This is a genomic window from Rhizobium sp. BG4, from assembly GCF_016864575.1.
Taxonomy (GTDB): Bacteria; Pseudomonadota; Alphaproteobacteria; order Rhizobiales; family Rhizobiaceae; genus Rhizobium.
The window spans coordinates 511,366-535,475 of sequence record NZ_CP044126.1 but is presented as its reverse complement, the minus strand read 5'-3'; the positions used below and the strand labels follow the sequence as shown (position 1 = coordinate 535,475).

The window sequence follows — 24,110 nt, the reverse complement described above, 5'->3', positions numbered from 1 at the left end:
AGATGCAGACACGTCTCGCGCGCCTTTACGGCAAGGGTGATCTCAGGATCGAAAGTGGGGCCGTTCCGTCGCCCGGACCGGGGGAAGTGCTGCTGAAAATGGCGGCCGCAGGCATCTGCGGCTCCGATCTGCACTATTACCAGGATGGCGGCTTCGGGCCGGTGAGGGTCCGTGAGCCAATCATCCCCGGCCATGAGGCGGCGGGTGTCGTCGAGCAGGTGGGCGCAGATGTAAAGCTGAAGCCCGGCACGCTTGTTGCCGTCAATCCGAGCCAGCCCTGTGGCCATTGCGAATACTGCAGGAAGGCGATGCCGATCCACTGCCTGGAAATGCGCTTCATGGGGAGCGCCATGCGCCTGCCGCACGAACAGGGTATGTTCCGCGAATGGTTCGTCGTGTCGGAAAAGCAGTGCTTCGAGGTTGCGGCGGGAACGAGTGCGGCGGAAGCTGCCTGCAGCGAGCCGCTCTCCGTCTGCCTGCATGCCGCGTCACGGGCAGGCGAAATCCGGGGCAAGCGCGTTCTTGTCACTGGCGCAGGCCCGATCGGCTCGCTGATGGTCGCTGCCGTCAGGCACCACGGCGCCGAAGAAATCGTCGTCACCGACCTTGCCGATGCGGCGCTGCAGCGGGCGACCGCGATGGGCGCGACGCGGGCAATCAATGTCTCCGCCGGGGCTTCGGCACTGACGGAATTCGAGGCAAATAAGGGCTATTTCGACCTGGTCTTCGAATGCTCGGCCGCGCCCCCGGCCATCCGCAGCGCAATCGCCACCGTCAAGCCGCGCGGCACGATCGTCCAGGTCGGCGTGTCGGGCGAGGTACCCGTGCCCTGAACGCCATCGTCGCCAAGGAGCTGCATATCCACGGCACGCAACGCTTCCACGAGGAATTCGCGACCGCGGTCGCGCTGATCTCCAGCCGCGCCATCGACGTCCGCCCGATCATCAGCCACAGCATGCCTCTGGAGCAGGCCGATGCTGCCTTCGTGCTGGCGGGCGACCGAACCGCCGCCTGCAAGGTGCAGCTGACGTTTTAATCGGGTAGCGCGACACCCAGCCGCTCGGCATGCGGCTTCAGCGAAGCCATGATCCCCGGGAAGAGGGCGACGCCATCCGTCAGCGCCTTGCGCTTGCGGGCGAGGCCATTTTCGCCGGGCAAGCGCACGCGGGCGACGCCGGGGCGGGGCGGGTTGCTGTGGCAGGCCTCGGTGAGCCAGCCGGTCTGGCGCAGGAAGGCCTCGCGGCCGCCGAAGGCTTCGGGATCGAAGACCTGCACGGTGACGGCGGCATTGGTACCCTTCGGAGAATCGACGCGGCCATAGCCGGCAAGACCCTGCGTGAAGGCTTCGACATGCAGGGCCATGCCGTAACCCTTCTGGCCGTGATCGAGGCCGCCGGTCGGCAGCAGCGTACCGCCGCGCTCGATGACGCGAGGATCGCGGCTCGGGTTGCCGTTTTCGTCGAGCAGCCAGTCGTGCTCGTACTGCCTGCCTTCGCGGATGAGCCGCTGCGCCATGTTGACGGTGGTGATCGAGGCGCTGATATCGATGAGGATCGGATCGCCAGGCGTCGGGATGCCGTGGGCGACCGGGTTCGGCGTATAGACGCCCCTTGTGCCGCCGAAGGGAGCAACCTGGGCGCCTGATGGGCTGGAGCTCGCGATGCTGACCATGTAGCCGCGATCTGTGGCGAGCGTGAGATAGGCGGCGAGGCAGCCGATATGGTGGCTGTCGGCGATCGCAACGGTGGCGGTACCATATTGCGCGGCGCGATCGCTGGCGAGCTTGACGGCTTCCGACGTCAGCCATGCGCCGGGCAGGCGCCTGCCGTTCCAGGCGATCGCCGGGCCGCGGTCGGAGATGACATCGGGCGCACCGGATACTTTCATCACGCCATCGGCAATGCTTTGCAGATACCAGCCGGCAAGAGCGAGGCCGTGCGTCGTGTGGCCGAGAAGATCGGCTTCGACCAGAAAGCGGGAGACGGCTTCGGCCTTGTCGTCTTCGAGGCCGGCCGCCGCAAACAGCGATGTCGCGAAAGCGCGCAGCTTGTCTGCCTGATAGAGGGTTTCAGTCGTATCGGCCATGGGAGCCTCCGGATCGTTGAAAGGTCAGCGGGCGAGGAAACGCGGATGCAGCGTCTCGCCGCGCAGCGTCGCCAGCACATGTTCGGCCGAGATCACCGACATGGCGCGCTTGGCATCGAGGGTAACGCCGGCGACATGCGGCGTGACGATGGTGTTCGGCAGCGAGAAGAGCGGGTTGTCCTTTTCCGGCGGTTCGACGGCAAAGCTGTCGAGACCGGCTCCGGCGAGATGGCCGCTCTGGAGCGCTTCGACCAGCGCCGTCTCGTCGACGACTTCGCCGCGCGCGGTATTAACGAGGAAGGCGCCGCGCTTCATCAGGCCGATGCGGCGCGCATCGATCAGGTCGCGCGTTTCTGGCGTCAGCGGGCAGTGCAGGCTGACGATATCAGCGGTCGACAGAAGCTTGTCGAGATCGGTCTCGCGGGTAAAACCCTCGAAGGCCTCGGTGGGCGTATGCGGATCGAAGGCGGAGACCTCCATGCCGAGCGCTTTCGCCATCTTACCCAGCGTTTGGCCGATGAAGCCGAAGCCGACGAGGCCGAGGCGCTGGCCGCGCAGCTCGCGGCCGTGATACTGGCCCTTGTCCCAGGTGCCGGAGCGGATCAGCGCGTCCTGGCGGGAGAAATCCTTGACCAGCGCCATGATCAGCGCCAGCGCGTGTTCGGCAACGGAGATGCCGTTGCTCCCCGTCGTCATCGAGACGGGAATGCCGAGCTCGGTCGCCGCCTTGACGTCGATATCGTTGGTGCCGACGCCATGCTTGGCGATATGGCGCAGATGCCCGCCGGCCTGCATTTCCTCGGGGCCAAGAACATCGGCAAGCAGGCGGATGATGGCGCCGTCGGGTTGGTGCTCGCGCATCAGGCCGATCACCGTCTGGCGATCGATATAGGGCTTGGTCTGGACGACCTTGACCCCTTCCTTCTCCAGCACATCCCGGCCTTCGGGCGCGAGTTCTCCTCCGAGAACGAGTACGGTTCTCTGCATGCCTGCCTCCTCATTTCCCCCCGGCAGAGCGGCGCGCAGGCGCCGCCCGGTCCGCTATGCGGCCTTGCGCGGCGAGCGCGCCATCAGCCGGGCGTAAGCGATGGCCGAGAGCATGTTGACGTGATTGGCCTTGCCGGTTCCGGCAATATCGAAGGCCGTGCCATGGTCGACCGAGACGCGGTCGATCGGCAGGCCGAGCGAAACGTTGACGGCGGTCTCGAAGGCGACGAGCTTGATCGGGATATGGCCCTGATCGTGATACTGGGCGATGACCAGATCGAAGGCGCCGTTATAGGCGCGGGCAAATACCGTGTCGGCCGAAATCGGGCCGACGACATCGATGCCCTTTGCCTGTGCCAGCTCGACGGCAGGCGCCAGGAACTCGGCATCCTCGGTGCCGAACAGGCCGTTTTCGCCGCAATGCGGATTGATGCCGGCGACCGCGATGCGCGGCTTCATCCCGAGACGCATGAAGTGGTTATGACCGGCCTCGATCGTCGCCAGCACGCGCTCGGTCTTGGCGCGTTCGATGGCGCCGCGCAGCGAAACGTGGGTGGAAACGTGGATGGTGTTCAGCCGCTCGGAGGCGAGCAGCATGAAGGAGCTCTTCGAACCCGTCAGATGCGCGAGCAGACCGGTGTGGCCGTCGAAATGATGGCCGGCGAGGTTCATCGCTTCCTTGTTGATCGGTGCGGTGACGATGACATCGGCTTCGCCGGACATGGCGAGATCGACGGCGCGGCTGATGTACTTCACCGAGGCGTCGCCGGCGACCGGGCTGACCTTGCCGATCTCGGGCAGGGGCGCGCCGAGTTCGACTTCATCGACTGCGATGGTCGAACCGTCTTCCGAAGCGGCGGAGCCGAAGCGCAGGCCGCTTCCGGTGGCGCGGTCGGCGCGAACAAGCGCTTCCGTGTTGCCGACGATGACGAAATCCTTGCGCTCGCCAGCGGGCATGGCCGCCAGCGCCTTGACGATCACTTCGGGGCCGACGCCTGCGGGATCGCCGAGCGTCACTGCCACTTTTGCATTCTTCGTCATCGGTCAAATTCCCTTAAAAAGCAGCTTGATAAATGGCGCGGATATCATCGCGGGCGAGATCGCGCGGATTGTTGTCGAGCAGGCGGCGAATGGCAAAGGCATCGTCCGCCATGGCATCGAGATCGTCGGCGGGGACGCCGAGGCCCGAGAGCTTCATCTCGATGCCGAGATCGGCGCAGAAGGCATAGGCCGCATCGAAGACCGAGCGGACATCATCCGAAGTCTGATAGCCGAGCGCGGCCATGACGGCGCGGGTCTTTTCCGGCACCGATGGCGTGTTGAAGGCCAGGACATGCGGGAAGATCAGCGCATTGGCGGCGCCATGGGCAACATGCCAGCGGGTGCCGAGCGGATAGGCCAGTGCATGGCCGCCGGCCGTGTTGACCGGACCAAGGCAGAAGCCGCCATAGAGCGATGCAAGCGAAAGACCGGCGCGCGCCTCAGCATCCGAGCCGTCCTTGACGGCTCGGGCGAGATATTTGCCGACAAGACGGGCGCCCTCGATCGCGTAGATATCGATCATCGGGTGGGCCTTGCGGTTGGTGAACGCCTCGACGCAATGGGCCATGGCATCGACGCCGGTTGCGGCCGTCGTGCGGGCCGGGACGGTGAAGGTTAGCGCCGGATCGATGACCGCGATATCGGCCAACATGTAAAGGCTTTCGACCGCGAGCTTCGCCATCGTCTTCGGATCAGTGACGAGGGCGCGGGTCCCGGCTTCGCTACCGGTGCCTGATGTTGTCGGCACCTGCGCCAGCGCCACCTTGCGCGGACCGGTGACCTTGTGCGGGCCGACGACCTCGTGGAGGGTCTGCGACGAGCCGGCGAGAACCGCGGCGAGCTTGGCAAGATCCATGGCGCTGCCGCCGCCGAAGCCGACGATCAGCTCGGCCTGCGCGGCGTTTGCGGCCTCCAGCACCTTGTCGAGATTGGGAATATCGGGCTCGGGCGTGACATCGGCGAAGACCGAGACATGGCCCGGAAGTTCGAGCACATCGACGCGCGAGGCGTTGAACGCATCCGAGATGACAAGCGTACGGGCATAGCCCTTGGCGGCGGCCCATTTGCCGAGCTTGCCAGCCGTGCCGACGCCAAACTCGATGATTTCAGGCCTGACAACCGTGATAGGCGAATCCAGACTGACCATGACACGGCTCCTCCATGAATGCAGCCAAAGCCGCTATTGATGTAAAGTTGTTATATCAACTGTATGTTTCTGGCAATAAGGCGGGCGATGGTTTTTGAGCAAATTCGCAGAAAACCTATGTGGTAGCTATCGGCCAGTCATCGGAGTATGCATCAGTAATGCATTGATTTTCTGCTATTTTATGCGTCATGAGAGCGTTCTGTTCCCTGATGTGTCGATCTCTGCCGAGGCGAGAGACGCGCTGCATTCACTTGTAAATACAATCAAGGATTTCGCGCCAGATGGCGCGAAATCCTGTCGTTCAGGGCCTCAGATCGCCACGTCACTTGGCAGGCGAACATATTTGATCGCCCGGCGATAGTAGGTGTAGGCGATGTGCAGCGTTCCATCCGGTCCCTCGGTGATCGAGGGATAGGAGAATTCGCGGTTGAGCGAGTCCTTGGAGTTGTTGCTGAGGCAGTAGCCGTCGCCGGTGTCGAGATCGATGTGGGAATCGAAGCTCTGGCCGCCATTCGTCGAGATCGCCAGGCTCAGGGGCGCACGCGGAACGCCCCAGACGGCCTTGCGGCGCGTCGCAACCGGTGTTTCCGCAGCCTTTGCTTCGCCCTTGTCGCTTTCGATCTCGTCATAGAGCGACTCGCGGCGGGCGTCCGATGTCTCGGCGTTGCTGTGGTTGTAAACCATGGCAATGCGGCCGTCTCCAAGCTTTGTCGCCTGGATCGAGGAGTTGTTGTTCGGCAGGTTGACCGGCTTCGGTGCCGACCAGCTCTCGCCATTATCCCCGGATTCCGATGACAGGACATGTTCGGAAAAACGGTTGCGGAAGAAAGCGACCATTTTGCTTCCGTTCAGCGGGATGATGTTCATATGCACGGCGCCGAGGCTCTCCGGCACATCGACCATCGTCCAGCTCCGGCCCTGATCCCGCGAGACCAGAACGCCTGCAGTATCGGCATCGCCGCTCCAGCGCTGACCGGGCAAACTGACACAGCGGAAGGCGGGAAGAAGCCAGGTGCCTGCGGAATTAACGATGACAGGCTGGCGAACAAAAGTGCCCGGCAGATCGCAGAGAAGGCGGACGGCGCCGAACGTCTTGCCGCCATCTTCGGAGATCCGGAATTTTACAACTGAGCCGTCCTGATCGCCAGATGTCTGCGAGGTGTAAAGCAGCCAGACATTTCCGTCCGGCGCATTGAAAATCAACGGGTTCTGTTCGGATTTCGCCGGATCGTCAGAGAGTTTTTCCGCTTCGGACCATTGATCCGCGCCGGGCGTCAGCCGGGACATGTAAACGGAAATGTCGCCCATTCCTTCCATCGTGCCGCCGAACCAGACGCAGGTCAGCGTGCCATCCGGCAGGAAGGCCAGATTGGCGGCGTGGTTCTGGATGCAGGGGGAGGGCAGAAAGGCGTCGGCCCGGCCCGGCTGGGCCGGGTTCGGGGCGATCTTGCCGGTCATCAGCGCCGGTACGGCTTCCGGCGGGAGCGCGGTGAAGCTCATGGCATCCTCCTTACGGCAGCTTTGCGTAACCTTCGGCAAGTGCGGCATATTCCGCGTCGGTGAGGGCGACGAGTGGCGGGCGCGTGCGCTTCCAGGCGGCATTGCCGGTCTTCAGGCCGACCATTGCCTTGATGGTCGGGATCTGCACATAGGAATTGGAAAGCGTGCGGTAGCCGTTGATACGGGCCTGCGCCGCATCGACCTTTGCCGTCTGCGCTTCGTCATGGACGTGGTCGTAAACGGTGCGCAGCGAGTCGGCGACGAGGTTGGATGTTGCGGTGATGCAGCCTGCACCGCCGGCCTTCAGCAGCGGCAGCAGCAGCGGATCGGCGCCGCATAGTACGGAGAAGCCCGGATATGCCGCGATGATCGCCTGCATGTTGTTGAAATCGCCTGCAGATTCCTTGATGCCGACGACGGTGTCAGGGAAGGCTTCGACAAGGCGGCCGATCAGCGGCACGGAGAGCGGAATGCCCGAAACCTGCGGGATGTGGTAGAGGATCACCTGCAGGCGGGTGTCATTGACGCCTTCGAGGATCGCCGAATAGGCGTTGAACAGCCCGTCGTCGGATACGCCCTTGTAGTAGAAGGGCGGCAGCATCACGACCTTGGTGACGCCGAGCGACAGCGCATGCTTGGTGAGCTCGATCGTTTCAGGAATGGCGGCAACGCCGGTGCCCGGCAGCAGGTTGTCCGGCGAGATGCCGGCCTTCAGCGCGGCTTCGAGAAGCATGCGGCGCTCGCCCATCGAGAAGGAGTTGGCTTCGCCCGTCGTGCCGAGCAGGGCGACGCCATGGCAACCTTCCTCGATCAGGCGCTTGCAGTGCTCGGTAAACAGGCCGACATCCGGGCTGCCGTCGGCGTTCAGGGGTGTCGTAGCGGCGCTGAAAACGCCCGTGATCTTGTGATTGCTCAACGCATCCTCCTCTGCAGCGCAAGGCTGCTCCTGGCTATATCAGTGCGTGACTTTTCCTCGAAATGATAAGTTGTTGTCAATCTTACAAGCTGCGTCAGAATGACATGCGTATTTTATCCTATTGAAAGTAAATAATAAAAATTTTTGTCCAAAGTTTGGAAGTTGAAATCTGTAAATTTGGATTGACAGATTTACATTATCGCGCAAATCTCTGGGGCATTGTAAAGCGCCCGGCTCGGGGAGGGTTTTCGAGTACGCGCTGTTTTGCCCATGGGAGGAATGTATGACAGACCGCAATGACAAGAATGCTTCCACGGTGTCGCGCCGCGATGCGCTGAAGCTCGGCCTCGCCGCCGGCGTCGGCTTCACGCTGTTCGGCATGAGCGCCCGCATCGTCATGGCCCAGGAAGGCCAGGTGCTGAAGGCCATCAACCCGGCCTTCGACCAGGATTGGTCGCCGCTTCGCGGCGGTGGCCGTACGTTCCGCTGGAACTCCTTCTGGTGGGCCTCGCCGATGTATTTCGACGCCGAAGGCAAGCTCAACCCCTACGTCTTCACCAGCTGGGAATCGCCGGACAAGAAGGTCTGGACCTTCAAGATCGACCCGAAGGCCGTCTTCTCCGACGGCAGCAAGATCACCGCGGCTGACGTCAAGGGTTCGTGGGAAGTCGCTTCCCGCCCCAACACCAAGAGCCAGCGCGCCGATCAGGTCATGGGCAAGGTCGAAGGCTACAAGGATGTCGCCGGCGGATCGGCCACAGAGATTTCCGGTGTCGCAACGCCTGACGAAGGCACCGTCGTCGTCACGCTGACGGAAGCCGATCCGATCTTCTTCATGCGCCTTGCCAACCACATCATCCCGATCACCAAGGCTTCGCAGTCGAAGGGCAGCGATGGCGAGGAAGTGGCTGACTGGTACAAGCCGGATAACAGCGCCGTCTATTCCGGCCCGTTCAAGCTGACCGCGATCGATATCGACGCGGGAACGCTGACCTTCGAGCCGAACGAGAACTTCTTCGGCACCAAGCCGAAGCTCGCCCGTATCGAGATCGCCTCGATCGAAGACAACGTCACGGCAACGCAGCTCATCAAGTCGGGCGAATACAACGCTCATACCGAGCTCGTCACCTCGACGATCATCCAGGATCTCGGCCCGGAATTCTCCGCCGGCCCGATCATCCCGACCAGCCAGCACTTCTGGTTCAACGTCAAGCGCGCGCCGATGGATGATCCGAAGGTTCGCCAGGCGCTGATTATGGCGATCGACCGCGACGGTCTCTTCAAGGCATCCTATCCGGATGGTCCGCACAAGAAGGCAGACCAGATCCTGAACTCGGTTCCGGGCGCCGACAATTCCGGCTTCGAGCCCTATCCGTACGATCCCGAAGGCGCCAAGAAGCTGCTTGCTGAATCGAGCTACGGCGGTCCCGATCGCCTGCCGAAGATCATGTTCGTCGGCATCTCGGCTCCGGCCATTCAGGCAGCTGCCCAGTTCATCGCCGAGCAGTGGCGCCAGAACCTCGGCATCACCGCCGTCGACATGAAGCCGCAGCAGGACTCCTATGCCGGTCCGGACCAGAACTCGGTCCAGATCTTCCGCGACGACGTCGGTACCCGCGTTCCGGATGCCGTGTCCTATCTCGCAGGCTGCATCGCCTCCACCTCGTCCAACGCCCAGAACAAGCTCGGCGGTTACAAGAACGACAAGGTGGATGCGGCTCTGGCAGAGGCAGCAACCAAGGCTGCCGACGATCCGGATCGCGTCAAGCTCGCTCAGGATGCCCAGAAGGCATTCCGCGACGATTGGGCGTTCATTCCGTGGTATTCTCAGGCCATGTCCCGCTGGGCAACCAAGGACGTCAAGGGCATGGAGAAGAACCTCGACTGGCAGGTCGTCGCTCCCTGGGACGTATCGGTAGGCTGATTGAGACGGTAAAGCCGGTCTCTCCAGCCCTCAAGCAACCGCGCGAAGGCCGTAAGGTCTTCGCGCAAGTTTCAAGAAGTGTAGGCGCGCTCCGCGCAGTTTGCGGTAAACGCGCCTGATAACAGGTGGGAGGTGGCCTTGCTTCGCTATGTACTAACGCGATTTGCCATCTGGATTCCGTCGGTTCTGGTCGTGATGCTCGCCGTCTATGCGATGGCCTTCTACGGCGCCGGCGATCCGATCAAGCTGATCTTTCTTCGTGCGCCGGGCGACGTCGCCTATAATCCGGAGCGCATCGAAGCCATCCGCGAAAGCGCGGGCCTCAACAAACCCTTCATCGAGCAGTTCGGCTATTACATCTGGAACCTGCTGCATGGCCAGTTCGGCAATTCGCTGACCTCTGGCCGTTCGGTCTGGGCGATGGTTTCGGCTGCTGCCCCGGTTTCCTTCAAGCTGGCGCTCTGTTCCATCATCCTGACGGCTGTCGTGGCGATCCCGCTCGGCATGCTGGCAGCGCTGAACCAGAATTCCCGCGTCGACTACACGATCACCGGTACGGCCCTGTTCCTCTGGGCGATCCCGGCCTATGTCGCCGGTCCGCTGCTGATGGTCGGCCTCATCGTGCTCCTGCCGATGATCAAGGTGCCTTATGGCTGGGGCGGCGTCTTCGATGTGCGCATCATCCTGCCGCTCGTCGTGCTTTCCTTCCAGCCGATCGCGCTGATCGTGCGCCAGACGCGTGCCGCCGTCATCGAAGTGCTGTCGGAGGATTTCGTCCGCACGGCCCGTGCCAAGGGCGTGCCTGAGATGGTCGTTGCCATCAAGCATATCCTGCGCCCGGTGCTGACGCCCGTCGTCACCCAGCTCGGCCTCATTATGATCACCATCGTCAATGGCGCGATCTTCGTGGAGCTGGTCTTCGGCCTGCCCGGCCTCGGCCGTCTCACGGTACAGGCGCTGACGAATTCCGACTATCCGGTCATCCTCGCCATCACGCTCATCGGATCCTTCCTGGTGATGATCTCGAACCTGCTCGTCGATGTGCTCTACCCGATGCTTGACCCGCGTGCCAACGACGCAAGAAGGAGCCGCTGACCATGTCCGCCATCCCTCTCTCGACAATCGAAACCGCCGACGAACTGCCGGTCAACCTGTGGCGCGATGCCTGGTACCGCCTGAAGCGGAACAAGCTTGCCGTCTTCGGCCTGATCGTGGTGCTGATCCTCGCCTTCGCGGCAATCTTCGGGCCGTATCTCACGCCCTATGATTACCTGACGCAGGATCTGCAGGCCCGCAATGCCGCGCCGTCGCTGGCGCATCTCTTCGGTACCGACGATCTCGGTCGCGATGTCTTCAGCCGCGTCGTCTTCGGCACGCGCACCGCCTTCCTGGTTGCCGTCATCGTCACTTTCATTGCGGTGATGATCGGCCTGACGCTCGGCGCCATCGCCGGCTTCTTCGGCAACCCGTTCGACCGCGTCATCATGTGGCTGACGGATGTCACCATGTCGGTGCCGAACCTGCTGCTCGTCGTCGTCATCAACGCTTCGCTGAAGTCGCCGATCACCAACTGGATGGAGGCCCAGTATCAGGCGACCCTCAATCCCTTCTATCGCCAGACGATCTGGGTCGACTTCCTCCTGGTCTTCGGTTCGATGGCGCTGATCTCCTGGCCGCCCTATGCGCGTCTCGTCCGCGCCCAGGTGCTGTCGATCCGAAGCCGCCCCTATATCACGGCCGCTCAGGCGCTCGGTCTCTCCAACTGGGTGATCATCAAGCGCTATGTCATTCCGAATGCGCTTGGCCCGCTCATCGTTTCGGTCAGCGCCGGTCTCGGTACCGCGATGGTGCTCGAAAGCGCCTTCAGCTTCCTCGGCGTCGGCGTCAACCCGCCGACCCCCAGCTGGGGCAACATGATCTCGGATGGTCTGCGCGTCTGGCAGCACTATCCGCATCTTCTCGCCGCTCCGGCGGCCGTGCTCGGCCTCGCTTCGGTAGCCTTCAGTTTCCTCGGCGACGGTCTCAACGACGCGCTCAACCCGCGGGGCAGCAAGTGATGAACACGAAGACATCAGAACGCCTTCTCGATGTTCGCGACCTGACGGTCGAGATCGACACCCGCCGCGGTCCGGCCGTCGTCGTCGATGGCATCGACCTCTACGTCAACAAGGGCGAAACGCTCGGCGTCGTCGGCGAATCCGGCTGCGGCAAGAGCCTGACCATGCTGTCGCTGATGCGGCTGCTGCCGAACAAGATCAAGGTCACCAAGGGACGGCGCATTTCGACGGCCGCGACCTGCAGAAGATGTCGAATGGCGATCTGCGCAAGGTGCGCGGCGGCGATATCGGCTTCGTCTTCCAGGATCCGATGACCTCGCTGAACCCGGTCATGCGCGTCGGCGACCAGATCTGCGAGCCGCTGATCTATCATCGCAAGATGAGCAAGGCGGAAGCGCGGACCCGCGCTGTCGAACTGTTGCGCCTCGTCGGCATTCCCGGTCCCGAAGAGCGCCTGATGGCCTATCCGCACGAGCTTTCGGGCGGCATGCGCCAGCGCGTGATGATCGCGATCGGCCTTGCCTGCAATCCGAAGCTCCTGATCGCCGACGAGCCGACCACGGCGCTCGACGTGACGATCCAGGCCCAGATCGTCGATCTGGTGAAGGACCTGCGCGCCAAGCTCGGCATGTCGGTCGTCTGGATCACCCACGATCTGGCGCTGATCGCCGGCCTCGTCGATCGCGTTGCCGTGCTCTACGCCGGCACCGTCGTCGAGGATGCGCCGGTCGACGAGCTCTATGCCCGTCCGAGCCACCCCTATACGCGCGGCCTGCTGTCTTCGATCCCGAAGCTCTCGGATTCGCCGGCAAGCCGTCTCTCCTCGATCGGCGGAACGCCGCCAGAGCCCGGCCGCCGCCCGAAGGGCTGCCCCTTCGCACCGCGCTGCCCGCTGGCCGAAGCCGTCTGTCATGAGAGCGTGCCTAAGCTCGAGCCTGTCGCGGGTGCGGGCAATCACCGCGCCGCATGTTTCGTCGTCCAGAAAATGCAGGAGGCCGCGTGATGGGTGCCCAACCGCTTCTGAAAGTCGAAAACCTCGTCAAGCATTTCCACGTCAAGCTCGGCGCCTTCGGCGAGCGCTCGGCGACGGTCTATGCGCTCGACAATGTCAATCTCGACATCATGGAAGGCGAGACGCTGTCGCTCGTCGGCGAATCCGGCTGCGGCAAGTCGACGACCGGCTTCACGATCCTCAACCTCTACAAGGCCACATCGGGCAGGGTGGTCTACAAGGGCCAGGATATTGCGACGCTCGATGAAAAGCAGATGCGCCCCTTCCGGCGCGACCTGCAGATCGTCTTCCAGGATCCGTATTCGACGCTCAATCCGCGCATGACGATCGGCGAAGCGATCGGCGAGCCGATCCTGTTCCACAAGCTCGCCACCAAGGCGGAGCTGAAGAGCAAGGTCGATGCGCTGCTGACCGATGTCGGCCTGCCGACCCGCTTTGCGCAGCGCTATCCCCATGAGCTCTCCGGTGGCCAGCGCCAGCGCGTCGTCATCGCCCGCGCACTCGCCTGCCAGCCGAAATTCATCGTCTGCGACGAGGCGATCTCGGCGCTCGACGTGTCGATCCAGGCGCAGATCATCAACCTGCTGCTCGACCTGCAGGAAAAATACGGGCTGACCTACCTCTTCATCGCCCACGATCTGGCCGTTGTCCGCCACATCAGCACGCGCGTCGGCGTCATGTATCTCGGCCGTCTGGCCGAACTCGCGAGCCGCGAAGAGCTGTTCGACAACCCGCTGCATCCCTATACGAAGGCGCTGCTCTCGGCCGTTCCGGAAACCGATCCGGAGCATGAGCGCACCCGCCAGCGGCAGATCCTGCAGGGCGACGTTCCGAGCCCGCTCAATCCGCCGACGGGCTGCCGTTTCCACACGCGCTGCCCCGCCGCCATGGACGTCTGCTCCAAGGTCATTCCGGAATGGAAGGAAGCAAAGCCCGGCCATCTGGTCGCCTGCCACGCCGTCAACACGGGACAGACTGCATGACGTTGAAAGCCGCCATCATTGCCGACGACCTGACGGGAGCGCTGGATACCGGCACGCCCTTCGTGGACGCCGGGCTTTCGGTGGCGGTGGCGATCGATGTCGAGACGGCAGATGAGGCGCTTGCGGCGGGGACAGATGTCGTCGTCATCAACACCGCCTCCCGTGCTTTGTCGGAAGACGATGCGGCGCGCCGCGTGCGCCAGGCGGCAGACGCTTTGAGCGCGCGGCAGCCGGCGGTCGTTCTGAAGAAGATCGACTCCCGGCTGAAGGGCAATGTGGCGGCCGAAAGTGCTGCACTCGCAGACGCGCTCGGTCTTGCCAGGATCGTCGTGGCTCCCGCCATTCCCGACCAGGATCGAACCACCTATCGTGGGTTCGTCGTCGGGCGCGGCGTCGAAAAGCCGATCGCCGTCGCCGATCTCTTTACCGGCCGCGATATGGATGTTGTTGTCGCCGACGCAGAGAGCGATTTCGATCTCGATGATATCGTGCTTGGCAATGACTGGAACAGCGTGCTGGCCGTCGGAGCCCGTGGTCTTGGCTCGGCGCTCGCCCGCAAGATCGGCCGTGCCGGTGGGCATCCGCTGACCTTTCAGGCATCGCTTCGCACACTCTTTGCCTTCGGGTCCCGCGACCCGATCACGGCGGCACAGATGAACCGCCTCGAAGCCGCAGGTGCGCTGCGCGCCGTCATCGACGCGCCGATGGGCAGCGTCGAATGCGGCGAGGGTCTGGCGTTGCCGCTGCTTCTGCGCTGCACCGGCGAAATCGCCGGTGAGGGCGCAACGGTTGCCCGCCGCTTCGCAGGCGGTGTAAAATCGGTGATCGATGATACCAGGCCGGACATGCTGATGGTCGGCGGTGGTGACACGGCGCTTGCGGTCTTCCGCGAACTCGGCATCAAGACGCTGATGCCGAAGGGAGAAATCGAGGCAGGCGTGCCGTGGTTTGACGTAACGGCCGCCGACGGGCGGCATTTCCGGTGCGCGGTCAAGTCTGGGGGCTTCGGCAATACCGAGAGTCTGCTAAGACTGGTTCCACGGAATCAGGCGGCTTGAGCATGGTGCCGGCGGGGAGAATGGGTGTGGATGAAGCAAATGGCGCATCGTTGAATGCGGGTAACGGTCCGGCTGCAAAGCCCGAGCGCGGCAAGGCCGTGAAACTCGTCGACCGCGTCTTCGACCAGATCCTCGAGCGCATCCGCGCCGGCAACTATCCGCCGGATTCGCGCCTGCCGGGCGAGCATGAACTCGCATCGATGCTCGGCGTCTCCAGGCCGATCGTGCGCGATGCGCTCGCCAAGCTTCGCGAGCAGGGCACCGTCTACGCCCGCCAGGGCGCCGGCACCTTCGTCAGCGCCCATGGCTCGCCGACGACGCAGCTTGCCTATTCGCCGGTCAAGACGATCGCCGATATCCAGCGCTGCTATGAATTCCGCCTGACGATCGAGCCGGCCGCTGCCTTTTTCGCCGCCAAGCGGCGCGACGAGCAAGCAATCCAGAAGATTGCTTCTGCGCTCTCCGATCTCCGGGAAGCAACGAGCCACCAGCTGCACCGCAGCGACGCCGACTTCGTCTTCCATCGCGCTGTCGCCGAGGCCGCCAACAATCACTATTACACCGCCTCGCTCGATGCGCTGAAGCCGCATATCGCCGTCGGCATGCATCTGCACGGCCTGTCGCTGCTCGGTCCGCGCCAGGGACTGGAGCAGGTCTACGAAGAGCATAACGAGATCTACCGGGCCGTCGCCGAAGGCCGCGCCGACGATGCGCGCAACCTGATGCAGACCCACCTCGAAGGCTCGCGCGACCGCCTGTTCGAAGGCCGCGTCCTCGATCTTTCGTTCAAATAGCCCGTCTGCCGATATCCGGAATAGCGCAGGCCTCGCCGCCTCCGAAGATGCGCGAGCGGGTGAGGAAGCGTTTCTCGCGTCCGTTGTCGAGCGAGAACATCCCGCCGCGGCCGGGCACCACATCGATGATCAGTTGCGTGTGCTTCCAGACCTCGAACTGGCTGCCGCTGATATAGACCGGGACACCGGCGATCTCGCCCAGTTTGACATCTGTTTCCCCCACGCGGAATTCATCGGCCGGATAGCACATCGGCGATGAACCATCGCAGCAGCCGCCGGACTGGTGAAACAGGATATCCGGATGATCGGCGCGGATTTCGCCGATCAGGTCGATTGCAGCGTCGGTGGCAAGCACGCGCGGTTCGCCGTTGATTGTGTCTTCCATGTTGTTCCTCCCGTGGATGAGGAGGGAAAACCCCTCCCCAACCCCTCCCCACAAGGGGGAGGGACTAACTTGAGGCACCGCCCCGCTTCGCAAATCAGCGTTCTCGCGAACGCGAGGTTGCTATGAAGCGCGGAGAGCCCAACGGCTTAGCCCCTCCCCCTTGTGGGGAGGGGTTGGGGAGGGGACTTTCCGCCTCCCGCCCGTCCTTCTCAAAAGAACCCAAGCGCCTTCGGGCTGTAGCTCACCAGCATGTTCTTGGTCTGCTGGTAGTGGTCGAGCATCATCTTGTGGGTCTCGCGGCCGATGCCGGATTGCTTGTAGCCGCCGAAGGCCGCGTGGGCCGGGTAGGCGTGGTAGCAATTGGTCCAGACGCGGCCGGCCTGGATTTCACGGCCGAAGCGGTAGGCGCGGTTGCCGTCGCGGGTCCAGACACCGGCGCCGAGGCCGTAGAGCGTGTCGTTGGCGATCTCGAGCGCTTCCTTCTCGTCCTTGAAGGTGGTGACGGAGACGACCGGGCCGAAGATCTCTTCCTGGAAGACCCGCATCTTGTTGTGGCCCTTGAAGATCGTCGGCTTGACGTAGTAGCCGTTCGCCAGCTCGCCGCCGAGATCGTTGCGGGCGCCGCCGGTCAGCACCTGAGCGCCTTCCTGCCTGCCGATGTCGAGATAGGCGAGGATCTTCTCCAGCTGCTCGCTCGATGCCTGTGCACCGATCATCGTCGCGCTATCGAGCGGGTTGCCCTGCTTGATGGCTTCCACGCGCTTGACGGCCTTCTCCATGAAGCGGTCGTAAATGGATTCCTGAACGAGTGCGCGGCTCGGGCAGGTGCAGACCTCGCCCTGGTTCAGCGCGAACATCGCAAAGCCTTCGAGCGCCTTGTCGAGGAAGTCGTCATCCTCGGCCATCACGTCGGCAAAGAAGATGTTGGGCGACTTGCCGCCGAGTTCCAGCGTGACGGGGATCAGGTTCTGGCTGGCATATTGCATGATCAGCCGGCCAGTCGAGGTCTCGCCGGTGAAGGCGATCTTGGCGATCCGCGGGCTTGTCGCCAGCGGCTTGCCGGCTTCGAGGCCGAAACCGTTGACGATGTTGAGAACACCAGGCGGCAGCAGGTCGCCGACCAGTTCGGCCCAGACGAGGATAGACGCAGGGGTCTGTTCGGCGGGCTTCAGCACGACGCAGTTGCCGGCGGCAAGCGCCGGCGCAAGCTTCCAGGCAGCCATCAGGATCGGGAAGTTCCACGGAATGATCTGGCCGACGACGCCGAGCGGCTCGTGGAAGTGATAGGCGACGGTGTCATTGTCGATCTCGCCGATCGAGCCTTCCTGGGCGCGGATGCAGGAGGCGAAGTAGCGGAAATGGTCGATTGCCAGCGGAATATCGGCCGCCATGGTTTCGCGGATCGGTTTGCCGTTGTCCCAGGTTTCGGCCTGTGCCAGAAGCTCCAGCTTGTCTTCCATGCGCTGGGCGATCTTCATCAGGATATTGGAGCGTTCGCCCGGTGCCGTGCGGCCCCACTTGTCCTTGGCCGCGTGGGCGGCATCGATGGCAGCGTTGATATCCTTCTCGTCGGAGCGCGGGATCTCGCAGAGCTTGCCGCCGGTGACCGGCGTGATGTTGTCGAAATATCTGCCGCCGATCGGCTCGCGCCACTCCCCGCCGATATAGTTGCCGTATTTCAGCTTGAACGGCGACTCGACGATTTTCTGATGCAGCATGTCATCCTCCCTTGATGATGCCTGGTTCAGGAGTGAACCGGTGGAGGAAATCTGCTCGTCTTTTGCTCTTCGAAATACCCGCCCGGAGCAATGCCGCACTGCACACTGTCGCAGCGCTGCGACAGGCGAGAACCATCAGTGGAGGTTCAACCGCTTCATCTTGCGGTGAAGCGTGGCGCGGCTCATGCCGAGATTGGCAGCCGCCTGCGAGACATTGCCGTTGGTGCGTGTCAGCGCCCTGAGGAGAGCGGCGCGCTCGGCATCCATCAACGCTTCCTCGCCGTCAGCCGGGCGGCTTTCCTGTAGCGCATCGGCGGCCGGGATGCCGGCGGCGATCCGGCGGTCGTCGAGTTTGAGTGCCAGCCGTGCAGCGCGGGTGGCACCGAGCACGAGGTCGTGCCGGTCGACGGCAAGCAGGGCTGCTGCCGAATTGGTGCCGGAGGGCACCATCAGGAAGCGCGAACCGGCAAAGGCGCTGCGGAAGATGTTGAGCTCGATGCGCATCGCCGCGTCGCGCACGGCCTGCGCCAGGATCGACAGGGTCATCTCGTTGACGTCGTCGCGGCAGGTCGAGATGTCGAGCGCTGCAGCCAGCTGGCCGCGATGGTCGCGGATCGGCGCGGTGGTACAGCTGAGCTTGATATTCGAGGACAGGAAGTGCTGGTCGCGAAAGATCGAGACGGAGCGCTCGTCCGCGAGCGCCGTGCCGATGCCGTTGGTGCCGATGCTGGCCTCGGTCCACACGGAACCGGTCCAGAGGCCGAGGTCGTTGAATTCCTTGTCGTCGGCGCTCGCTCCGCGCCGCTCAAGCGCGACGCCCTCGCGGCAGGTCAGAAGCAGGCAGCAGCCCGCCTTGCCGACCGTCAGGAACAGCTTGTCGAGCTCGTCGTTTGCGTCGCGGATCAGCTGTTCGGATTGTTCGCGGGCGAGGCGGAATTCCTGCTCGGTCAGGCGCAGCGGCGCGCGCTTCTCTTCAGGGGTCAGCTGATGCTTGTCCATGCAGCGGCGCCAGGAGGCGACGATCGGGGAGCTGGCGGCCGCAGAGTTCTGCTGCGCCCACGTATAGACATGGTCGGCATGCGCTGTGAATTCGTGCATCTGCTCCTCCCACGGAACGTAGACCGCAGTCTGGGGCAAATGCCGTCTCATTGCAATTCTGCTTAATTAAGCAGCCCATTCCATGCAGCGTGGGAACTGTCGCAGATCTGCGACAGTTCGATGCGTCAGCTGGCCTTCGGCTGTGCGGCAGGCAGAAGCTTGCCGCGGGCGATGAGCCAGAGCGTGCCGATCGCGATAAAGCCGACGATGGCGGTGACGGCGATGAAGATCACCACCGCAAGGCCCTGGAGTGCGGCATCGCTGCTGTGGCTTGCGACGCGGATGGCGGCTGTCGCCAGCGCCGTGGCGCCGAAGGTGAAGGCCCAGTAGGAGCCGGCGAAAGGCTGCTTGGTGATCCACGGCAGCAGGCGCAACAGGATGGCAGCCTCGAGGATGGCGTAACCCAGCATCGCATGAAGCAGCATATCCGGCGTTCCGCCATTGACGCTGAGATAGGCGACGCTGCCGACAGCCGGAGGGGCAAGCTGGATGCCGAGCGTCGGCCGCAGCTGTACTGCAAGTTCGGGTGCCGTCAGCAGCCGATGCAGCAAGACCGAGTCGATCGCCAGCCAGGCGAAGAAACCGGCGCCGAAGGCGAGCTGACCGAGCTCCTGAAAGCCGAGCGCACCGAGAACGATAGCACTGACGAAGGAACCTGCGACCGTCGGCAGGTAGAGGACCGGCGTCGTCGTGGTCACGTCGCGGCCGCCCTGCCACAAGGCTCCGGTCCGCCACAGGGCGAAGGCGAAGGTGAAGACGAAACCGGCGGCAAAGAGGATTTCGGTGGCCGGCCGCGAATAGGGCAGCAGCGCGAGCCCTGCGAGCATGGTTGCCACACCGGCGAGGCCGACGAAGCAGCATTGCACCGCATGTTCCAGCTCCGCCAGCGCTTCGCCGCGGGCGTTCAGCCACTTCAAGCCATAGAGGACGCCGACGACGAACCAGACGGCGACTGCCAGCAGGCTGAGGATCTCGCCCGGTGCGGCCGGCAGTCCCCAGACGGAGGCGGCTGCCCGCCAGCTATTGCCGAGCCCGGCAATGCCGAGCACCATGCCGAAGAAGGATGCCGGGACGCGCGGCATCTGAAAACCGGTCCTTGCCGGAATGTCTGCAGCTTGCATTGCCATGACCTCGCTTCATCAGGGGAGCGGAAGGCGTCGCGCCTCCCGCATCGTCGAATGCACTTACTTGGCGATCGCCTCGGCGGCGTCGAGAACGCGGGCAGAATAGACCATGGCGGCGCCGGCATTGATAGCCACCGCAACACCGAGCGCTTCGGAGATTTCTTCCTTGGTCGCACCCTGCTTCAGGGCCTCGGTCGTATGGACGGCGATACAGCCATCGCAACGCACTGTGACGGCGACTGCGAGCGCGATCAGCTCGCGGTGCTTCGCATCCAGGTAGTTCGTCTTCTGCCCGGCGGTCGAAAGCGTCTGGTAGCCCTTCACCGTCTCAGGAACGGTCTTGCCGAATTCACCGATCCGGGCGATCAGCTGGCTACGATATTCTTTCCAGTTCAACATGACTTTGCCTTTCCATCATCTGCAGCAGCTCTCTCGCTGTCTGTTGAGATGGAATATGGACTTTTCGTGCGATCCGATGAATGCTCAATAAGTTCAATTTCTAGCGCGATCGTCTCATGGATATTCTCAGCCGCCTTATCGATCTTGCCGGGCTTCGCACCAGCCTGGACATCCGCTGTCGCCTCGAAGGCGCGTTCGAGATCGACCACGAACCGGCCGGCCGCGGCGTCATCCCGTTTCATGTGGTCCTGTCCGGCAACTGCCGCCTGCGGCTTCCCGACCGGCGGGTGGTCGAATTGACGGCAGGGGATTTCCTCATGCTGCCGCGCGGCGAGGCGCATCTGATCGTCGGCCGCGAGAGCGGTGCCGGGCCGCGCCCGGTGCGGCTCACCCATGACGGCATGCTGCCGGTGCGAGAGAACGGGGAGGGAGCGCCCGATGTGGATCTGCTCTGCGGGCATTTCAATTCGGCTACGGGGTCGTCGTCGTTGCTGCTCGATACCTTGCCCGATGTCTTTCATGCCTCGCTTGCCGGAGCGCAGTCGGAGGAGACGCTGAAGCTGCTCGTCGGCGTCCTCCGCGACGAGGCGATGCATCAGGAAGCCGGGGCGCTGACGATCGCGACGGCGATCTGTCTTGCGCTGCTGACGATGGCGCTGAGGGCGCAGAATACGGCCGCGCTCGGCACCGCGGGCCTCCTGGCGCTGATCGCCAATCCCCGCTTCTCGCGGGCATTGAAGGCTGTGATCGCGAACCCGGCGGAGGATTGGACGATCGACCGGCTGGCCTCGCTCAGCGCCATGTCACGCGCCACCTATGCCAGACAGTTCAAGGAAACGTCGGGGATGACGGTGGCGGGCTTCGTGACCGATCTCAGGATGACGCTCGCCAGCGACCTGCTGATCCGCACCCGCCGAACAGTCGCCGATATCGCCGCCGAGGTCGGCTATGACTCGGAGGCGGCCTTCGGCAAGGCATTCAAGGCAAGGCGTGGAGTGCCGCCGGCGCGCTTCAGGCAGCAGATGGTCTGAAGCGCGCCGGGCTTTTCGTCAGGCGACGGCGCCGAACTGGGCGTTGTGCAAGCGGGAATAGGCGCCATTGCGGGCAAGAAGTTCGGCATGCGTGCCTTGCTCCTCGATGCCGCGGGGACCCATCACCACGATCCGGTCGGCGTTGCGGATGGTGGCCAGGCGGTGGGCGACGACGAGCGTCGTGCGTCCTTCCGACAGTTCCGAAAGCGCCTGCTGGATCGCATATTCCGTTGCCGTATCGAGCGCCGAGGTCGCCTCGTCGAGGATCAGGATCGGCGGGTTCTTCAGGAATATACGGGCGATTGCCAGGCGCTGCTTCTGGCCGCCCGAGAGCTTGACGCCACGCTCGCCGGTCGGCGTATCGAGACCCGCGGGAAGCGAACGGACGAACTCGTCGAGCGACGAGCGCCTGAGTGCTTCCATGATGTCCGCATCCGATGCGCCGAGACGGCCATAGGCGATATTCTCGCGGATGGTCGAGCCGAACAGGAAAACATCCTGCTGCACGATGCCGATCTGGCTGCGCAGCGAGGCCTGCGTCATGTCGCGGATATCGATGCCATCGATGGTGATGGCGCCCGATGTGACATCGTAGAAGCGCGGCAGCAGCGAGCAGATCGTCGTCTTGCCGGCGCCCGAAGGGCCGACGAAGGCGACGGTCTCGCCTGCAGAGATCGTCAGGTTCAGCTTGTCCAGCACCTTGCCGTGATCGGAATAGCCGAAGGAGACGTCCTTGTAGGCGATATCGCCGTGCAGCGACCTAACGGTGACGGCATCCGGACGGTCGGCAAGATCCGGCTCGGTGTCGATCAGCGAGATGAAGCGCTTAAAGCCGGCAATCCCCTTCGGATACATTTCGAGCACTGAGGTGATCTTGTCGATCGGGTGGAAGAAGACATTGACGAGCAGCAGGAAGCCGACGAAGCCGCCATAGGTCAGCTCGCCATTGACGACGTAGAACGTGCCGGCAACCATGATGACTAGCTGCACCAGCCGGGTGCTGAGATAGCTGAGCGCAATGCTCGCCGTCATATAGCGATAGGCGCTGAGCTTGGTCTCGCGATAACCTTCATTATTGAGGGCGAAAAGCTCGCTCTCATAGCCTTCGTTGCCGAAGGCCTTGACGACGCGGATGCCGCCGACGCTTTCCTGAACGCGGGTGTTGAAGTCGCCGACCTTGCGGAAGAGGTTGCGCCAGGTGACCGTCATTTTCGCGCCATAGCGGCTGACCAGCCATGTCATGAACGGCACGATCGTCGTCGTCAGCAGCGCCAGCTTCCAATGCACCGTGAACATCAGGATGAAGGCGCCGATGAAGGTCATGATGGCGATGAATACGTCCTCGGGACCGTGATGGGCGACTTCGCCCACCTCTTCGAGATCCTTGGTGACGTGCGTGATCAGGTGGCCGGTCTTGTTGTTGTCGAAATAGCTGAACGACAGCTTCTGGATGTGATCGAAGGCCTGGCGGCGCATGTCGGACTCGATCGAGATGCCGAGCGCATGACCCCAATAGTTGACCACAGCCATCAGGCCGGTGTTGACGGCATAGACCGCGAGCAGCGCAGCCGCGACGGCGGCGATCAGCCCCCAGTCACGGCCGGGAAGCAGCTCGTCGACGAAGAGCTTGACGGCAAGGGGAAAGCCCAGTTCCAGCAGGCCGGCAATGACGGCGCAGCCGAAATCAAGGAAAAACAAGCGCTTGTAACGCGCATAGTAGGAGAAGAAGCGACGAAACATGAGTGCCCTCCAGGGCAGTATCTGTCAAGATCGTAGGATGGGAAGCGGGCCGAACAGACGAGCCCAATCGGCACCGCTGTTCAGCGTTGTGTTGTGCCGAGATTTCGCATCGTGACGATCCTCCTTCATGAGTCGCTGCAGGGACTTATAGTATGACAGCATCGCGCTGTCACTACAGATTGTGCTGAAAACAAGAAAGCCCGGCGAGGCTGCGCATCGCCGGGCTCTGAGAATGCAAAGCGTCAGTGCCTCACTTCGGCGTGACGTCGAAGCCGAACCACTTTTCCGACAGCGTCTTGATCGTGCCGTCGGCCTTGGCGGAAGCGATCGCTTCGTTGAACAGCGCCTTCAGCGCGGTATCGTCCTTGCGCAGACCGACCGAGCTGCCGCGACCGAGGAAGCCGCCCTGGAAGCGCGGACCCGTCGTCGTCATGTCTTCGTTGCCAGGCTTCTGCGAAGCGGTGGTGAGATAGGCCATCGAGGCCATCACCAGATCGACGCGGCCGGCCTTGAGGTCGAGGTCATGTTCTTCGGTGGTCTTGTACTCGCGAACCTCGACGACGCCCTTCAAGTACTTGTCGACGAAGGCGGCGGCGGTGGAAGCGGTCTGCACACCGATGGTCTTGCCCTGCAGCGCCGGCTTGATCTTCTCGATCTCGGCGGCGGCGCCGGCCTCGTCGCTGGCGAGCGAGAAGACCTGGCCCTTCTCAGGCAGGCCTGCCAGATCGCTTTCCTTCGAGGTGGCGAAAGCCTGGCCGGTGGAGCCGTAGGAATCGCTGAAGGCGATCACTTCCTCGCGCTTGGCGGTCGCCGACATGCCGGAGATGATGGCGTCGAACTTGCCGGCATTCAGACCCGGGATCATACCGTCGAAGTTCTGGACGACGACCTTGCACTCGACCTTCATGTGGGCGCAGAGATACTTGGTGAGCTCGATCTCGTAGCCGTCAAGCGTGCCGTCCGGCTTGGTGAAGTTGTAAGGCTTGAACGCACCTTCGGTGGCGATCGTCACCGTCGTCCACTTCTTGTCGTCGGCATGGGCGATGCCTGCGGTAGCAATAACCGCCATTGCGGCCGCTGCGGTCAGAACCCGCGAAAGAATTGTCATTTT

At 63.2% G+C, this 24,110-nt stretch carries 20 protein-coding genes and 2 pseudogenes; 9 read left to right on the top strand and 13 right to left on the bottom strand.

Annotated features, from left to right (window positions below; genetic code table 11):
- The first annotated feature begins 2 nt into the window (after positions 1 to 2).
- Positions 3 to 1,036 (top strand): annotated as a pseudogene (locus F2982_RS22575) (L-idonate 5-dehydrogenase).
- Here the strand turns inward: F2982_RS22575 and F2982_RS22570 are convergent.
- The 6 genes from F2982_RS22570 to F2982_RS22545 form a co-directional block, all read right to left on the bottom strand.
- A complete protein-coding gene (locus F2982_RS22570) occupies positions 1,033 to 2,085 on the bottom strand; it encodes an Ldh family oxidoreductase (protein ID WP_203430969.1) in 1,053 nt (350 codons plus the stop codon). The pseudogene F2982_RS22575 and the gene F2982_RS22570 sit on opposite strands and share 4 nt — an antisense overlap.
- Positions 2,086 to 2,109: 24 nt before the next feature.
- Complete coding sequence (locus F2982_RS22565; RefSeq protein ID WP_203430968.1) at positions 2,110 to 3,072, bottom strand: hydroxyacid dehydrogenase; 963 nt, start codon at positions 3,070 to 3,072, stop codon at positions 2,110 to 2,112.
- Between the two features lie 54 nt (positions 3,073 to 3,126).
- Complete coding sequence (gene pdxA / locus F2982_RS22560) at positions 3,127 to 4,113, bottom strand: 4-hydroxythreonine-4-phosphate dehydrogenase PdxA (RefSeq protein ID WP_203430967.1); 987 nt, start codon at positions 4,111 to 4,113, stop codon at positions 3,127 to 3,129.
- A 13-nt stretch (positions 4,114 to 4,126) separates the two neighbouring features.
- Positions 4,127 to 5,260 carry an iron-containing alcohol dehydrogenase gene (locus F2982_RS22555; protein WP_199625298.1) on the bottom strand — a complete coding sequence of 378 codons (1,134 nt, stop codon included), beginning with the start codon at positions 5,258 to 5,260 and terminating at the stop codon, positions 4,127 to 4,129.
- Between the two features lie 309 nt (positions 5,261 to 5,569).
- A complete protein-coding gene (locus tag F2982_RS22550; protein ID WP_203430966.1) occupies positions 5,570 to 6,760 on the bottom strand; it encodes an exo-alpha-sialidase in 1,191 nt (396 codons plus the stop codon).
- Between the two features lie 10 nt (positions 6,761 to 6,770).
- Complete coding sequence (locus F2982_RS22545; RefSeq protein ID WP_203430965.1) at positions 6,771 to 7,676, bottom strand: dihydrodipicolinate synthase family protein; 906 nt, start codon at positions 7,674 to 7,676, stop codon at positions 6,771 to 6,773.
- A 283-nt stretch (positions 7,677 to 7,959) separates the two neighbouring features.
- On the opposite strand from F2982_RS22545, the gene F2982_RS22540 reads away from it, so the two are divergent.
- From F2982_RS22540 to F2982_RS22510, 7 genes and pseudogenes are all read left to right on the top strand, one after another.
- The gene (locus F2982_RS22540) at positions 7,960 to 9,600 is read left to right on the top strand and encodes an ABC transporter substrate-binding protein (protein ID WP_130283800.1); all 1,641 of its coding nucleotides are present in this window, start codon (positions 7,960 to 7,962) and stop codon (positions 9,598 to 9,600) included.
- 138 nt (positions 9,601 to 9,738) lie between these two features.
- Entirely contained in the window at positions 9,739 to 10,695 is a 957-nt protein-coding gene (locus F2982_RS22535; RefSeq protein ID WP_203430964.1) for an ABC transporter permease, read from the top strand.
- A 2-nt stretch (positions 10,696 to 10,697) separates the two neighbouring features.
- Entirely contained in the window at positions 10,698 to 11,657 is a 960-nt protein-coding gene (locus tag F2982_RS22530) for an ABC transporter permease (protein ID WP_130283804.1), read from the top strand.
- Positions 11,657 to 12,660: pseudogene (locus F2982_RS22525) on the top strand (ABC transporter ATP-binding protein). Before F2982_RS22530 ends, F2982_RS22525 begins: the two are co-directional and overlap by 1 nt.
- Positions 12,660 to 13,652, top strand: a complete 993-nt coding sequence (locus tag F2982_RS22520; protein ID WP_203430963.1) for an oligopeptide/dipeptide ABC transporter ATP-binding protein — start codon at positions 12,660 to 12,662, stop codon at positions 13,650 to 13,652. Before F2982_RS22525 ends, F2982_RS22520 begins: the two are co-directional and overlap by 1 nt.
- A complete protein-coding gene (locus F2982_RS22515) occupies positions 13,649 to 14,710 on the top strand; it encodes a four-carbon acid sugar kinase family protein (RefSeq protein WP_203430962.1) in 1,062 nt (353 codons plus the stop codon). The genes F2982_RS22520 and F2982_RS22515 overlap by 4 nt, the downstream gene beginning before the upstream one ends.
- Before the next feature lie 26 nt (positions 14,711 to 14,736).
- Entirely contained in the window at positions 14,737 to 15,504 is a 768-nt protein-coding gene (locus F2982_RS22510; RefSeq protein ID WP_203430961.1) for a FadR/GntR family transcriptional regulator, read from the top strand.
- Here F2982_RS22510 and F2982_RS22505 read toward each other — a convergent pair.
- The 5 genes from F2982_RS22505 to F2982_RS22485 form a co-directional block, all read right to left on the bottom strand.
- The gene (locus F2982_RS22505) at positions 15,497 to 15,889 is read right to left on the bottom strand and encodes a DUF779 domain-containing protein (RefSeq protein ID WP_112711996.1); all 393 of its coding nucleotides are present in this window, start codon (positions 15,887 to 15,889) and stop codon (positions 15,497 to 15,499) included. The two genes, F2982_RS22510 and F2982_RS22505, sit on opposite strands and share 8 nt — an antisense overlap.
- A gap of 209 nt (positions 15,890 to 16,098) precedes the next feature.
- The gene (adh, locus tag F2982_RS22500) at positions 16,099 to 17,607 is read right to left on the bottom strand and encodes an aldehyde dehydrogenase (RefSeq protein ID WP_203430960.1); all 1,509 of its coding nucleotides are present in this window, start codon (positions 17,605 to 17,607) and stop codon (positions 16,099 to 16,101) included.
- A gap of 135 nt (positions 17,608 to 17,742) precedes the next feature.
- Positions 17,743 to 18,705, bottom strand: coding sequence for a helix-turn-helix domain-containing protein (locus F2982_RS22495; RefSeq protein ID WP_112711992.1), 963 nt, complete (start codon positions 18,703 to 18,705; stop codon positions 17,743 to 17,745).
- Positions 18,706 to 18,830: 125 nt separating this feature from the next.
- Positions 18,831 to 19,832 carry a dicarboxylate transporter/tellurite-resistance protein TehA gene (tehA, locus tag F2982_RS22490; RefSeq protein ID WP_203430959.1) on the bottom strand — a complete coding sequence of 334 codons (1,002 nt, stop codon included), beginning with the start codon at positions 19,830 to 19,832 and terminating at the stop codon, positions 18,831 to 18,833.
- A 57-nt stretch (positions 19,833 to 19,889) separates the two neighbouring features.
- Positions 19,890 to 20,228: a carboxymuconolactone decarboxylase family protein gene (locus F2982_RS22485; RefSeq protein ID WP_199625288.1), complete on the bottom strand. Its 339-nt coding sequence runs from the start codon at positions 20,226 to 20,228 to the stop codon at positions 19,890 to 19,892.
- A 116-nt stretch (positions 20,229 to 20,344) separates the two neighbouring features.
- On the opposite strand from F2982_RS22485, the gene F2982_RS22480 reads away from it, so the two are divergent.
- Positions 20,345 to 21,259: an AraC family transcriptional regulator gene (locus tag F2982_RS22480; protein ID WP_203430958.1), complete on the top strand. Its 915-nt coding sequence runs from the start codon at positions 20,345 to 20,347 to the stop codon at positions 21,257 to 21,259.
- 18 nt (positions 21,260 to 21,277) lie between these two features.
- Here F2982_RS22480 and F2982_RS22475 read toward each other — a convergent pair whose 3' ends face one another.
- Positions 21,278 to 22,999, bottom strand: a complete 1,722-nt coding sequence (locus tag F2982_RS22475) for an ABC transporter ATP-binding protein (RefSeq protein ID WP_130283824.1) — start codon at positions 22,997 to 22,999, stop codon at positions 21,278 to 21,280.
- Positions 23,000 to 23,249: 250 nt separating this feature from the next.
- Positions 23,250 to 24,107: a transporter substrate-binding domain-containing protein gene (locus F2982_RS22470; RefSeq protein WP_203430957.1), complete on the bottom strand. Its 858-nt coding sequence runs from the start codon at positions 24,105 to 24,107 to the stop codon at positions 23,250 to 23,252.
- Between the last annotated feature and the right edge of the window lie 3 nt (positions 24,108 to 24,110).